This window comes from Nocardiopsis coralli (genome assembly GCF_014892575.1).
Lineage (GTDB): Bacteria > Actinomycetota > Actinomycetes > Streptosporangiales > Streptosporangiaceae > Nocardiopsis > Nocardiopsis coralli.
In genome coordinates, this window is the sequence record NZ_JADBGI010000003.1 from 129,131 (window position 1) to 141,765 (window position 12,635).

The 12,635-nt window shown below is 71.3% G+C and carries 15 protein-coding genes and 1 pseudogene; 6 read left to right on the top strand and 10 right to left on the bottom strand.

Annotation, left to right across the window (positions count from 1 at the left end):
• Positions 1 to 51: 51 nt before the first annotated feature.
• The 3 genes and pseudogenes from speB to IDM40_RS04035 all read left to right on the top strand — a co-directional run.
• Positions 52 to 1,011 carry an agmatinase gene (gene speB / locus IDM40_RS04025; protein ID WP_193120529.1) on the top strand — a complete coding sequence of 320 codons (960 nt, stop codon included), beginning with the start codon at positions 52 to 54 and terminating at the stop codon, positions 1,009 to 1,011.
• A gap of 4 nt (positions 1,012 to 1,015) precedes the next feature.
• The gene (locus IDM40_RS04030; protein WP_193120530.1) at positions 1,016 to 2,647 is read left to right on the top strand and encodes a thiamine pyrophosphate-binding protein; all 1,632 of its coding nucleotides are present in this window, start codon (positions 1,016 to 1,018) and stop codon (positions 2,645 to 2,647) included.
• A 171-nt stretch (positions 2,648 to 2,818) separates the two neighbouring features.
• A pseudogene (locus tag IDM40_RS04035) lies at positions 2,819 to 3,052 on the top strand (catalase); the annotation flags it as partial.
• A gap of 32 nt (positions 3,053 to 3,084) precedes the next feature.
• Here IDM40_RS04035 and IDM40_RS04040 read toward each other — a convergent pair.
• Positions 3,085 to 4,047, bottom strand: a complete 963-nt coding sequence (locus IDM40_RS04040) for a LysR family transcriptional regulator (protein ID WP_235997298.1) — start codon at positions 4,045 to 4,047, stop codon at positions 3,085 to 3,087.
• A gap of 96 nt (positions 4,048 to 4,143) precedes the next feature.
• Between IDM40_RS04040 and IDM40_RS04045 the strand changes: the two genes are divergently transcribed.
• A complete protein-coding gene (locus IDM40_RS04045; RefSeq protein ID WP_193120531.1) occupies positions 4,144 to 5,358 on the top strand; it encodes an MFS transporter in 1,215 nt (404 codons plus the stop codon).
• Between the two features lie 44 nt (positions 5,359 to 5,402).
• On the opposite strand, the gene IDM40_RS04050 is transcribed toward IDM40_RS04045, so the two are convergent.
• The 9 genes from IDM40_RS04050 to IDM40_RS04090 form a co-directional block, all read right to left on the bottom strand.
• Complete coding sequence (locus tag IDM40_RS04050) at positions 5,403 to 5,753, bottom strand: hypothetical protein (RefSeq protein ID WP_193120532.1); 351 nt, start codon at positions 5,751 to 5,753, stop codon at positions 5,403 to 5,405.
• Positions 5,743 to 6,309, bottom strand: a complete 567-nt coding sequence (locus IDM40_RS04055) for an Asp23/Gls24 family envelope stress response protein (RefSeq protein ID WP_193120533.1) — start codon at positions 6,307 to 6,309, stop codon at positions 5,743 to 5,745. The genes IDM40_RS04050 and IDM40_RS04055 overlap by 11 nt, the downstream gene beginning before the upstream one ends.
• Positions 6,306 to 6,896 (bottom strand): RNA polymerase sigma factor, encoded by a 591-nt coding sequence (locus IDM40_RS04060; protein WP_193120534.1) that lies wholly within the window; start codon positions 6,894 to 6,896, stop codon positions 6,306 to 6,308. The genes IDM40_RS04055 and IDM40_RS04060 overlap by 4 nt, the downstream gene beginning before the upstream one ends.
• Entirely contained in the window at positions 6,896 to 7,531 is a 636-nt protein-coding gene (locus IDM40_RS04065; RefSeq protein WP_193120535.1) for a hypothetical protein, read from the bottom strand. Before IDM40_RS04065 ends, IDM40_RS04060 begins: the two co-directional genes overlap by 1 nt.
• 30 nt (positions 7,532 to 7,561) lie before the next feature.
• The gene (locus tag IDM40_RS04070) at positions 7,562 to 8,110 is read right to left on the bottom strand and encodes a DUF6286 domain-containing protein (RefSeq protein WP_193120536.1); all 549 of its coding nucleotides are present in this window, start codon (positions 8,108 to 8,110) and stop codon (positions 7,562 to 7,564) included.
• Complete coding sequence (locus IDM40_RS04075; protein WP_193120537.1) at positions 8,107 to 8,523, bottom strand: Asp23/Gls24 family envelope stress response protein; 417 nt, start codon at positions 8,521 to 8,523, stop codon at positions 8,107 to 8,109. Before IDM40_RS04075 ends, IDM40_RS04070 begins: the two co-directional genes overlap by 4 nt.
• Before the next feature lie 2 nt (positions 8,524 to 8,525).
• Positions 8,526 to 8,705: a hypothetical protein gene (locus IDM40_RS04080; RefSeq protein ID WP_193120749.1), complete on the bottom strand. Its 180-nt coding sequence runs from the start codon at positions 8,703 to 8,705 to the stop codon at positions 8,526 to 8,528.
• Positions 8,706 to 8,768: 63 nt separating this feature from the next.
• A complete protein-coding gene (locus IDM40_RS04085) occupies positions 8,769 to 9,263 on the bottom strand; it encodes an Asp23/Gls24 family envelope stress response protein (protein WP_193120538.1) in 495 nt (164 codons plus the stop codon).
• Positions 9,264 to 9,460: 197 nt separating this feature from the next.
• Complete coding sequence (locus tag IDM40_RS04090; protein ID WP_193120539.1) at positions 9,461 to 10,792, bottom strand: ABC transporter substrate-binding protein; 1,332 nt, start codon at positions 10,790 to 10,792, stop codon at positions 9,461 to 9,463.
• An 89-nt stretch (positions 10,793 to 10,881) separates the two neighbouring features.
• Between IDM40_RS04090 and IDM40_RS04095 the strand changes: the two genes are divergently transcribed.
• Together IDM40_RS04095 and IDM40_RS04100 are read left to right on the top strand one after the other, a co-directional pair.
• Positions 10,882 to 11,703, top strand: coding sequence for a phytanoyl-CoA dioxygenase family protein (locus IDM40_RS04095; RefSeq protein WP_193120540.1), 822 nt, complete (start codon positions 10,882 to 10,884; stop codon positions 11,701 to 11,703).
• Positions 11,704 to 11,806: 103 nt separating this feature from the next.
• Positions 11,807 to 12,610, top strand: a complete 804-nt coding sequence (locus tag IDM40_RS04100) for a class I SAM-dependent methyltransferase (protein ID WP_193120541.1) — start codon at positions 11,807 to 11,809, stop codon at positions 12,608 to 12,610.
• Positions 12,611 to 12,635: the final 25 nt, after the last annotated feature.

The following is a 12,635-nucleotide window of genomic DNA, read 5'->3' on the forward strand; positions in this document are numbered from 1 at the left end:
CGAACCGACCAACGACCGACCACGCCGACACACGACAGGAGGACCGACCACATGAGCACACCGATCGGCCCCACGGACTCCAGCATCGTCCCGCGCTTCGCAGGTCCGGCGACCTTCGCCAGGCTGCCCCGCATCGACCAGGTGGACCGCGCCGACCTCGCCGTCGTCGGTGTCCCCTTCGACACGGGGGTCTCCTACCGGCCGGGCGCCCGCTTCGGCCCGTCCGCGATCCGCGAGGCCAGCCGCCTGCTGCGCCCGTACCACCCGGCGCTGGACGTGTCCCCGTTCGAGCAGTTCCAGGTGGTCGACGGCGGTGACATCCCGGTCAACCCCTACTCCGTGGGGGACGCGGTCGAAACGCTGGACCAGGGCGCCTCGGAGTTCGTCGACGCCGGGACCCGCCTGGTGACGCTGGGCGGCGACCACACCATCGCCCTTCCGCTGCTGCGCTCGCTGTACCGCAAGCACGGCCCGATCGCGCTGCTGCACTTCGACGCCCACCTGGACACCTGGGACACCTACTTCGGCGAGGCCTACACCCACGGCACCCCGTTCCGGCGGGCCGTGCAGGAGGGCATCCTCGACACCGAGGCCATCGCCCACGTGGGCACGCGCGGCCCGCTGTACGGCAAGCGCGACCTGGAGGACGACCGCCGCTTCGGGTTCGGCATCGTCACCGCCGCCGACGTCCTGCGCAAGGGCGTGGACGAGGTCTCCGACGCCCTGCGTCAGCGCATCGGGAACCGGCCGCTGTACGTGTCGGTCGACATCGACGTCCTCGACCCGGCACACGCGCCGGGCACCGGGACCCCGGAGGCCGGGGGGCTGACCAGCCGGGAGCTCCTGGAGATCCTGCGCGGGCTGGCCGACCTGAACCTGGTGGGCGCCGACGTCGTCGAGGTCGCCCCCGCCTACGACCACGCGCAGATCACCTCCACGGCCGCCTCGCACGTGGCTTACGACCTGGTCGGCCTGCTGGCCCTGAACCACCGGACGAGGACGGGGAACTGAAGACATGAGTGGGAGTGCACCGCGCAACGGCGGCGACCTGGTGACCGAGACGCTGACCGCGTTGGGGGCCGGGGTCGTGTTCGGTATCCCCGGCCAGCACGCGCTCGGGCTGTTCGACGCGCTGCGCCGGGCGCCGCAGCTGCGGTTCGTGTCGAGCCGGGTGGAGAACAACGCGGCCTTCGCGGCGGACGGCCGGGCCCGCCTGACCGGGGAGGTCACCCCGCTCCTGGTCTCCACGGGCCCCGGTGCGCTGCTCACCCTGGCCTCGTTGCAGGAGTCCAAGGCGGCCAGTGCCCCGGTGCTGGTGATCAGCAGCCAGGTCCCGCGCGCGGGGCTCGGCGGGGGCCGCCGCGGTTTCCTGCACGAGCTGCCGGAGCAGTCCACGAGTTTCGCCAACGTCACGAAGTCGGCGTACACGGTGCGGCACGCGTCGCAGATCCCGTCGGCGCTCACCGAGGCGTGGCGGACCGCCGCGTCGGCGCCGTCGGGTCCGGTCCTGGTCGAGATCCCGCAGGACGTTCTGCTGGAGGCGACCGTCGTGCCGCCGGTCGTGGACGTGGACCCCGAACCCGAGCCGTTGGCCCCGAGGGCGGAGGTCGTGGCCGAGGCCGCCCGCCTCCTGGACGGGGCGCGGCGCCCGGCGGTGTTGGCCGGGGGCGGGGTGAGCCGTGCGGGCGGCCAGGCGGCGTTGCTGGAGCTTGCCGAGGCGCTCCGGGCCCCGGTGGCCACGACCTTCGGCGGCAAGGACGCCTTCCCGTGGGAGCACCCGCTCTCGCTCCGGTCGTGGATCGAGGACCGCCACAACACCGACCACTTGGAGCGCGCCGACGTGCTCCTGGTCGTCGGCTCGGGCCTGGGTGAGCTGTCCAGCAATTACCACACGCTCGAACCGTCGGGGCGTGTGGTGCAGATCGAGGCCGACCTCGGCAAGCTGGAGTCCAACCTCCCGGGCTTGGGGGTGCACGGCGACGCCGCGCTGACCCTGGAGGCGCTCGCCCGGCAGGTGGAACGCCGCCCCGAGGACCCCGCCGTGGTGGCCGAGGTCGCCGGGGTGCGGGCCAGGATCGCCGACCGGATCGCCGCGCAGGACCTGGAGACCGAACAGGGGGTCCTCGCCTCGGTGCGCGAGGCCCTGCCGGACGGCGCCGCGAGCTTCTGGGACATGACGGTGCTGGCCTACTGGGCGTGGTCGGCGTGGGACCCGCGCGAGGGCCAGGCGCACTCGGCGCAGGGGTCCGGGGGCCTGGGTTACGGCTTCCCGGCGGCGTTGGGCGCGGCCACGACCGGCCGGGGTCCGGTGCTCGCGGTCTCCGGCGACGGCGGTGCGATGTACTCGATCGCCGAGCTGGCCACGGCGCACCAGCACGGCGCGGACGTGACATGGCTGATCGTCGACGACGGCGGTTACGGGATCCTGCGCGAGTACATGGAGGGCGCGTTCGGCGAGGCCACCCACACCGAGCTCTCCCGCCCGGACTTCGTGGCGCTGGCCGAGTCCTTCGGGGTCCCGGCGGTGGCCACCACCGTCGACCGGGTGGGCGAGGACCTGGCCGCCGAACTGGCACGGCCGGGGCCGAGCGTGGTCGTGCTGCCGATGCACGTGAACCTGTTCGCGCCCACGCACCTGGACGGCTGAGGGGCGAGGGTGGTCCAGCGGGACCGGCGGGACCTGTCGCTGACAGGAACCGCCGGTCCTGAACCTTGGGCGCGGCAAGGCCCGGGAAGCGAGGGATCGCTACCAGGGCACGGAACGCTACGAGGCCCCTCGGGAGGGGCCTCGATCCAGCGGTGCGACCAGTCGACGACCGTCGCGTTGAAGTTCTACACCCAGGACGGGGACTTCGACATCGTCGGCAACAACACTCCGGTGTTCTTCGTACGGGACCCCATGAAGTTCCCGGACTTCATCCACTCCCAGAAGCGCCTCCCTGATTCCGGGTTGCGCGACAACACGATGCAGTGGGACTTCTGGACGCTGTCCCCCGAGGGCGCCCACCAGGTCGCCTACCTCATGGGTGACCGCGGACTTCCCAAGTCGTGGTCACCGGCTCTTTCTCTGCGCCGGCCCGGTGGTCAGGAGGGAACGGCCGAGAGCGCCACCGGCGGCCCGAGACCGTTCCCGCGCCGGCTCGATTCTTCGAGGAGCCGGGCCAGGGCGCGCAGGGCCGGGGTGGTGCGGTCCGTGCGCCAGAAGAGCCCGAGTCGGCTGGAGGCTTCGAGACCGCGCACCGGAAGGTAGCGCAGGTCGGTACGCGAGTTGTGCTCCGCCAGCGGGCGGCAGGCGAGCATGGCGTGACGGCCCGACGCCACCAGGGACAGCCCCTCCTGGATGGTGGTGATGCCGGCGGTGGACACGATCGGCTCACCGGAGGGCGTGACCGGCGGGGTGCGTGCGGCCATCCAGTAGTCGGGGGCGTCGCCGACGCGGTGCACCAGGTCGAGTCCGGCCAGGTCCTCCTGGTCGACGGCCTCCCGGTCGGCCAGGGGGTGTCCGCTGCCGACGGCGACGAACTGGTCCTGGGCCGGGAACCGGAGACCGACGGTGAGCTCCGGTTCGTGGACCGGAAGTTCGGCGATGGCCGCGTCGACCTCGCCGTCGAGCACCGCGGCGAAGGGTGACCCGAGCGGCAGGTCGTGGGTGTGCACAGCCACCCCGTGTCCGTCGTGGAGGGCCCGGAAGGTGGCCGTGACCTCCTCGTAGACCATCCCGGTGAAACCGATGCGCAGCTCCTCCACGGATCCGCGCATCGCCCGCTCCCTGGCCCGGTCGAAGGTCCGCAGGAGGGCGCGGTGGGCGGGGCGGACCTCCTGGACGAACTGTTCGCCGACCCGCGTCAGGGCGACCCGGCGGCTGGTACGGGCGACCAGCCGCGCCCCGACCCCGGATTCCAGGGCGGCGACGAGCTGGCTGACCCTCGACTGCGAACAGCCCAGGCGTTCGGCCGTGCGGCCGAAGTGCAGCTCCTCGGCGAGCGTCAGCAGGCAGTCGATCTGCTGCAGGTGCGCCTGGTGCATCGTGGCGAGGCCGTTGCTCATGGAACCGAAGCTAGCAGGCGATCGATGAGCCCCGCTGATCGATCGATGAGAAGATCGGCGTTGTTCCCGGGCCCTCCCGGCGATGGACTGGCGGACATGAGATCTTCCGTCCCGCGCTCCGACGCGGTCCCCGACCAGCGCACGGCCCTGCCCCGGTGGGTCGCCGTCGGTGTGCTCACACTGGCGACGTTCCTCGTGGTGACCTCCGAGATGCTGCCGGTGGGCGTACTCACCCCCATGGCCGACAGCCTGTCCATCTCACCGGGGGCCGCCGGGGCGAGTCTGACGATCACCGGCCTCGTCTCAGCGGTCACGGCCCCCGTGGTGCCCCGCCTGTTGGGGGACCTGGACCGGCGCGTGGTTCTGGCCGCGGCCATGGTGGTGCTGGCGGTCGGCAACGCACTGACCACGGTCTCGGACGGGTTCGGGACCCTCGCCGTCTCCCGTGTCGTCCTCGGCATCGGCATGGGAACCGTGTGGGGCATGGCCGCGGCGGTCGCGACCCGGCTGGTCGCACCCCGCGACGTCGCCCTGGCGGTGTCCTTCGCCGTGAGCGGCGTGGCCTCGGCCTCCGTGCTCGGGGTGCCCCTGGGGACGTTGGTGGGCAACGCGTTCGGCTGGCGGGCCGCGTTCGGTTCCCTGTCGGTGATCGCGGTGGCGGTCGCCCTGGCGCTGCTGTTCGCGCTGCCGACCCTTCGGAGCCCGGAGACGGCCGGACCCGAGGGGGACGACGGCGGGCGCCGCTCCCTCGTGCGCCCGACCGTCGTCACCGGGCTCCTCGTGATGGTCCTGCTGGTGACCGCGCACTTCGCGGCCTACACGTACGTGCGCCCGGCGCTCGAGGAGCTCCCGCGACTGTCCGCCGACACGATCGCACTGCTGTTGCTGCTCTACGGGGTCTTCGGCCTGGTCGGGAACTTCGCCGCCGGGGCCGCCGCCGGACGCCGCCCCCGCCCGACCGTCCTGCTCCTGGCCGCGGGAATCTCTGTCGCCATCGCCGTCCTCGCCGGGTTCGGGGACCTCGCACCCGCCGCCATGGCGGCGATCGCCCTGTGGGGCCTGGCCTACGGCGGGCTGTCCGTCGGCGGGCAACTGTGGATGACCAGCGCGGCCCCGGACCGCGTGGAGCACGTCACCGGCCTCTACGTCGGGGTGTTCACCGCCTCCATCGCCCTCGGCGCTCTTGTCGGCGGCCTGGTCGTCGAAGGCACGGGGATCCTGCCGCTGCTGTGGAGCACGGCTGCCCTGGCCGCCGTCTCCCTGGCCGTCGGGCTCCTCGGCCCGAGGCGGTCACGAGACCGGGAGCCGTGAGGAACGGCGGAGACCCGCGTCCGCGCCGGGCCCACCACCGGACGTCAGTGCTGCGTTCTCCCTGTGCCGGAGACGGACTGCACACGTACCAGCACCCGCCACGTGCGCGCCTCCCCCGGTTCGCCTGCAGCACTCCGGTCGATCGCGCGCTGCACTGCGCGCTGGATCTCCTCGACGATCACACGAACGGGCGCGCCCGGTCCCAGCCCCACCTCGGCCGTGACGGTCCGGGACTCCGGGTCGATCACGACGCCGTAGCGGGCGCGCCCCCGCTCACCGCGCAGGCGCGCGTCGAGGGTGCGCAGGGACGAGGCGATGCCCGCCTCGATCCCGCGCACACCCGGCACCGCGCACACCACCTCGACCAGGTCGGCTGCTGAGGTCTCAGTCGTCATGAAGGTCCTCGATGTGGATGTCGACACGGAGATCGGTCAGAGCCAGGTGCTCCCTCAACTCAGCGAGCACGGCGGCACGGACGGCGTCGGCGACCCCCGTCAAGTGACGGGCGTCCACTGATACGGAGATCCGGCAACGGACCCGATGAGGCACACCGCGCACGCGGTGGCCGCCCTCCGGAAGGCCGTGGTCGAAGGCGGTGCGTAGGGCGATCACCCCGGGCACCGAGTCCACGGCGTCGCGGACGACCGTGCGCAGTGCCATCTCGGAGAGCGTGTACGGGCCCGCCGCCGTGGGAGGCATCTCGACATGCGCCCCGTGGCGGAAATCGGCCCGGACGGCCTCCTTGATGGTGGACAGCGCGGTCGCGGACAGCTGCACCGAGCTGTCCCCCTCGGCCTCGAGCGTCGTCCACTCGTCATGGACCGACCGGATCAGGTCGAGGTAGCGCTGCGTGGCCTCGTCGTCCGGCTCACGGTCCGGGGGTTCCGGAACATGCTCCCCCTCGCCGGTGCCTCGGCGGTCGTGCTCGTCAGGGTGCTCCACGTCGATCACCTCCAATCCTTCATTCGGTCGAGGATCTGACTGCGGGCGCGTGCGATCCGGCCCCGCACCGTGGACTCGCTCGCGCCCACCAGCTGCGCGATCTCGCGGTAGCTCATGCCGTCGATCTCGCGCAGCACCCAGCACGTGCGCTGTTTCTCCTCGGTGGACTGGAGGATGGCGGCGAGCGCCTCCATCTGGGCACCAGCGACGGCAGCGTGCTCCGGCTGCCCGTCGTTGCGTCCGGTGGCACCTCCCAGAACTGCTTCGGGACCGGCGTCCTCGAGCGCCTTGTGGTCGACGCCCTCCGTGCTGCGGCGCGCCGCCTTACGCACCACATCGGTGGCGGCACGGCTCACGATCTGGGCCACCCAGGCGCGGAAGGCGCTGGGCTCCTCGAGCAGATGCAGCCGCTTCCAGGACGACACGAGCGCTTCCTGGACCACGTCCTCGGCGTCCATGCGATTGTGCAGTACCAGATACGCGATGCGGAACAGTCGCCCTTGGTGCAGATCGACGAGCACTTCGAAAGCGGCAACGTCACCGTCCTGGGCACGCAGTACGAGCGCGCGTTCGTCCGTCGTGGTCAGGTCGGGCATTACGCGGTCGCCGCCTCGGTGGTGCGCGCGTCGGACCCACGCAGCTGCGCGGTGTGCGGGGCCCGCACGGAACGCAACCGGAGGAGGAGGTCCACACGGACCGGCGCCGTGCCCAGGACCACGGAGACGTCGTCGATCAGGCGCTCGCGCACCGATTCGGCGACCCAACCGGCCTCCGCCTCCTGCGCGACGGTGACCGTGGCCCGGATCCAGGGCGCGCCGACACCGCCCCCCAGACGGACGGACGCATCGGTGACACCGGAGACGCTCTTCATCGCGTCGACCAGGGCCCGCTCGAGCACCCCCGGGTTCACCGACCCCAGGACCCGGTCATCACCGCCGGTGATTCTGAGGGGGTTGCGCTGCGGAGCCCTGGGCAACTGCGCGGCCAGCAGGAGGAAGCCGGCCACGGTGACCACCACCGCCACAGCAGCAGCGGCCGGCAGGAGCAGGTCTCCCTGGGCGGCGAGCGCCTCACCCAGGAGGGAGTCTCCGTGAGGGAGGTGCGGAGCGGCCTCGGGCCATCGGTCCACCAGGGGTGTGGCCGCGGACGCGATCCAGAGGGCGGCGACGAGCATCGACCCCCCGCCCAGGATCAGGGCAGTGCGGTTTCGGCGCCCGGAGACGGTACGCATGACGTGGTCCTCTCAGCTCGACGCGTCGGATCAACGGGTGCGTGCGACACGCACCCGGGGCCGCAGTGGCGTGACGGGGCGCAGCTGCTCGACGGCCGTCTCCACGGAGGCGCGGCTGCGCCGCAGTACGGCCCCGGTGTCCTCCACGGGGGTGCGCACCACCACGTCCACGCGCTTGCGCCGAACCGACACACGGGCACCCTGGACCCCGTCGACGTGTTCGACACTGCGGCGGACCCGCAGGGCCAGGTCGCGGCGTGACACCGCGGCCTGCCCCGGCGTTCCGTCGGCCAGGATCTCCCGGAGAACCGGGTCACCGGGCACGATCGCGCAGATCACCAGGGCGAGGCCGAACAGACCGAGGGCGCCGGCTCCGATGAGTATCGGCAGCGCGTCCAGGCGCATCCCGGCCAGCGCGGAGACGAGGCCGGCAACCGGGGCAGGCCACGCGGCGTCGATGGCGTAGGCCCCGAGCAGCCAGGCGGCCGCAGCCCCGGCGGTGATCGCCGTGACCGCCAACAGCAAGGCGGGCAAGGAGCGGGCAGGGCGGCGGGTCAGCGGGCCGGGGTTCGCGCTCACAGCAGCACCCTCACTCCGGCCCCGGCGGCGTGGAGCCACGACACCTCGACGTCCATGCGGCCCACCGACAGCCCCGTAAGATGCTGGACACGGTGCGTGACATGCGCGCGGAGCTGTTCGAGGACCGGGGCGATGGCAACGGGGAAGGCGACCCCCACGTTCAGGCGCAGTACAGCGGTGGCGCCGTAGAGGTCGGCCTCCACCGAGGGGCGGGCCCCGAAGTCGCGCCGTGCCCCGAAACCGAGCAGCCCGCCCGCATCCGAGCCGACGCCGTGCACCTCGGTCGCCGCCTGCTCGGCGACGCGGGCGACCACCTTCGCCGGGAACGACGTGGTTCCGCGCTCCTCCGCCGGGGCGGTGGGAGCGCCGCGGGCAAGCGGCACCGGGGTCTGTTCCGGGGATGCGGCAGACATGCTCAATTCCTCCAGCGGTCGGTCAGGCCACGGACCTCGATGCGGCCCTCGAGGGTCAGGCCCACGCCCCATCCCAGAGCCCCGAACACCAGGACCAGGAAGAACTGGCTGAAGGTACCGAAAGCGGCGACCGTTCCCAGGAGCAGTCCGACCAGCAGAGCGACGTGCGATGTCTTCATCATGAGAACCCCTCTGTCGGCGGTCCAGGGCGGCGGCGGACGCGTGTCCCGCCCCGGACCGTTCGGTCACTGAAGGTCGATCTCGCGCTTGGGCTGCGAAGGGTTCTCGTCCTCCTGGGGGAGATGGACGTCCACGACGTTGACGTTGACCTCGATGACCTCGAGACCTGTGGTGCCTTCGACCTGATCGATGATGTTGCGGCGAATCGCGTTGCCGACGTCGACGATCGAGGCGCCGTACTCCACGACCACCGTCACGTCGATCGCGGTCTGGACCTCGCCCTTCTCGACGCTGATGCCCCCGGCGACGTTGGTCTGCGAATTCGGGATCCGGTCGGTGACCGCCGAGAAAGCGCGGCGCGCGGCGTTGCCCATGTCGTGGACCCCGGGCACGTCGCGTGCGGCCACACCCGCGATCTTGGCGACCACGGTGTCCTCGAGCGTGGTGATGCCCTGCTCGGTCTGCAGGGGGCCGCGCAGCACGCGTTGCTCGTGCTCGTTCTGCGGGTTCTCCTCGCGGCTCTTCTTCGGGGCGGTCTGGGGATTCGAAGCGTTGGACATGCACAACCCCTTCTGCGGTGCGCCGATCGCGTCGGCGCCGTCTTCTGCGGACACCAGGAGGACGTCATGACCCCGCGCTCCCTCACGCCCACCATCGAGTGACCTGGATCACCGTAGCTTGCGAGGGTGCCGTGCATCCCTCGAACACGAAGAAGAAGGCCCCGCACAGCGGAGCCTTCTTCGTGCACGGATCCGGATCACTCCTGGTGTGCGCTCCACTCGTCCTGGAGCCCGCGCAGGAACTCCTCCTCGCCCGTCGTGCCGGCGAGCACGCCCTGCACGCCCGGGACCAGTTCGTCGGCCATGCCCGGGGAGGCCCAGTCCGGGAACGGCAGCAGCCCTTCGGCGTCGATGACCTGGGTGAACTCGTCGTTGACCTCGCCGAGCACACCCTCCCCCTCGGTGGGCGCGTCCGGGTCCGCGGGCAGGAAGCCGGTCTCCAACTGGATCTGTGCCGCCTCGGGAGAGCGCAGGTAGTCGAGGAAGGCCGCCGCCACGTCCGGGTGCTCGCTCTGCGAGGAGACGGCGAAGGAGACGCTCGCCCCGGAGGCCACCGGCGGCTTGCCCTCCGTTGCGCCCGGCGCCAGGAAGAACCCGACGTCGTCGCCCATCTCCTCCGACAGCTCGGCCGCGGCCCAGTTCCCGGAGACGAGGAAGGCGCTCTCTCCCCCGGCGAAGGCGACCTGCGCGTCGTTGTCGGAGGTGGCGTTGGCGCCCTCGGGCAGGTACCCGGCCTCGGCCCACTCCTGCACGGTCCGCGTGGCCTCCGCGGCGTGATCGGTCTCGATGGAGGATCCGGGAGAACCGTAGACCCAGTCGCGGTAGGCCTCGTCGTCCCAGGTCCCGTTGAGCACGGCGTTCCAGAGGTGGACCCCGCCGGTCTCCAGCCCGCCGACGCTCAGGGGCATGGTGCCGTCGTCCTGCACCTGCGCCAGGGCGTCCTCGAACTCGTCCAGGGTCTCGGGCGGCCCGTCGACGCCGGCGTCGGCCAGGAGCTCCTTGTTGTAGAAGACCCCGAGGATGGAGAGCGCACCCGGGACGGCGTAGAGGTTGCCGGTCGCGAACTCCGTGGCGTCCTGGTTGGTGCGCAGCGACTCCAGGCTCGTCGGCGCGAAGGTGTCCTCCCACCCGTAGGCGCTGCTGTGCTCCTCCAGGTCGAGGATCTGCCCGGCGGGGATGAGGGAGCCCATCGCCCCGGGGTTGTACTGGGCGATGTCGGGCGGGTTCTCGGAGGACATCGAGAGCCGGATGGTCATCACGTAGTCGGTGAACTCGGTCTGCCGGGGTTCGATGGTGACGTTGGGGTACTGCTCGTGGAACCCCTCCACCAACGCCTCCGTCGGGGGATCGTCGGTGTAGGCGAGGGTGAGCGTGACGGGCTCGTCGGTGATGTCGGTGGAAACGCCGTCGGGGGTGTCGTCCTCGCGGATGCTCGTGGACAGGACGGCGCACGAGGCGAGGACGAGCACCGGCGCCGTGCCCGCGGCGGCCACGGCGATCGGGCGCCACGTGCCTCTTCTGGTGGACATGGGTCCTCCCTGAGCCGGGGCTGACAGGCTACGTCTCGAATTCGTTCCCAACGGGAAGGAAGGCAGCCACAAGAGCGAGGTGATCCACCATGAGGCCGACACTGTCAGCAGATCTGCACACCCCCTACCACCTGCCGCCGACGGCCGTCGAGGACTTCCGCCGGGACGGTTTCGTCAGAGTCCCGCGTGCCCTCGAACCCGCCGACCTGGAGGGCCTGGAACCCGACATCACCGACAAGGTCCGCAGGTACGACACCACCTCGGACGTGCCCTTCGAGGAGCGCGACACCCTGCAGAAGGCTTTCCTCCAGGTAGGAAACCTGTGGCGGGGAAGTCAGGGTGCCCGCGACATCGTCTTCTCGCAGCGGCTGGCACGCATCGCGGCCGAACTGCTCGGCGCCGACAGCGTGCGCCTCTTCGCCGACCAGGCCCTGTACAAGGAACCCGGCGGTGCGATCACCCCCTGGCACGCCGACCAGTACTACTGGCCGCTGGACACCGACCGGGTGTGCACGGTGTGGGTCCCGTTGCAGGAGACACCCCTGGAGATGGGGCCGCTGTCCTTCGCGCGCGGCAGCCACCGGTACGAGTTCGGCCGGGACCTCCCCATCAGCGAGGAGTCCGAGGGCCTCCTCCGCGAAGAGCTCGACCGGATGCAGTTCGAGACCGTGCAGGAACCCTTCGCGCTCGGCGACGTCAGCTTCCACCTGGGATGGACGTTCCACCGCGCGGGCCAGAACCAGAGCGACATCCCCCGACGGGTCATGACGGTGGTCTACATGGACTCCGAGACCCGCGTGACACCGCAGATCGCCGAGCACGAACAGGCGCAGCTGGACATCCTCATGCCCGGGACCCGGCCGGGCGAGCGGCCGGACGGCCCGGCCAACCCGCTCCTGCACCCTCTGTGAAAGCACTGATCGTCACGGTGATCGCACTCACAGTGCTATTGTCACGGGCCCGGCTCCCCTCGAGCCGACCGGTCCGTGACCCCAGACGGAGGAGTGCGAACACATGCCCACCTCGGAATTCGACTCCCGCAGCTACTGGGACAAACGCCTCAAACGCAACTGGACCCTGCACGGCGTGGGGATGCTCCGCCTCGCGCACAACTACAACATCTGGCTGTACCACGTCCGGAACCGCGTGTTCCGCCGCACCGTGCGCGCCGCCCGCATCGACGTGCCCCGCGCCGACGTCCTCGACATCGGCCCCGGCACCGGTTTCTACGTCGAGCGCTGGCGATCCCTCGGCGCGCGCAGTGTGAGCGGTGTCGACATCGCAGACAGCGCGGTCGCCCAGCTCCGCGAGAAGTTCCCCGACGTCACCTTCGAGCGCGCCGACATCTCCGACGGCACACCCTTCGCCGACGGCACGTTCGGTGCGGTGTCCGCGTTCGACGTGCTCTTCCACATCGTCGACGACGACCGTTACGAGGCCGCCCTGGCCGAGGTCGCACGCGTGCTCGCGCCCGACGGCCGTTTCGTGTTCTCGGAGAACTTCGCGCCGAAGCGCCGCGAGGGACGCAAGCACTACGTCAGCCGCTCCCGCGAGGAGATCGAGGAACTGCTGCACAGCGCCGGCCTGGAGATCGTGCGCCGCAAGCCGATGTTCGTGCTGATGTCGCCGCCGGTCGCGTCCAACAGCAAGATCCTGTGGACCCTGTGGTCCAAGGTCGTCGCGCCGCAGGCCCAGCGGGAGCTGCGCGGCAAGTGGGTGGGCGCGGCCCAGTACCCGTTCGAGGTCGTGCTCACCAAGATCCTGCGCAAGAGCCCCGTCATGGAGATCCTCGTGTGCCGTAAGCGCGCCGACGCCTGACCCGATGCAGGTCGGCGGGGTATGG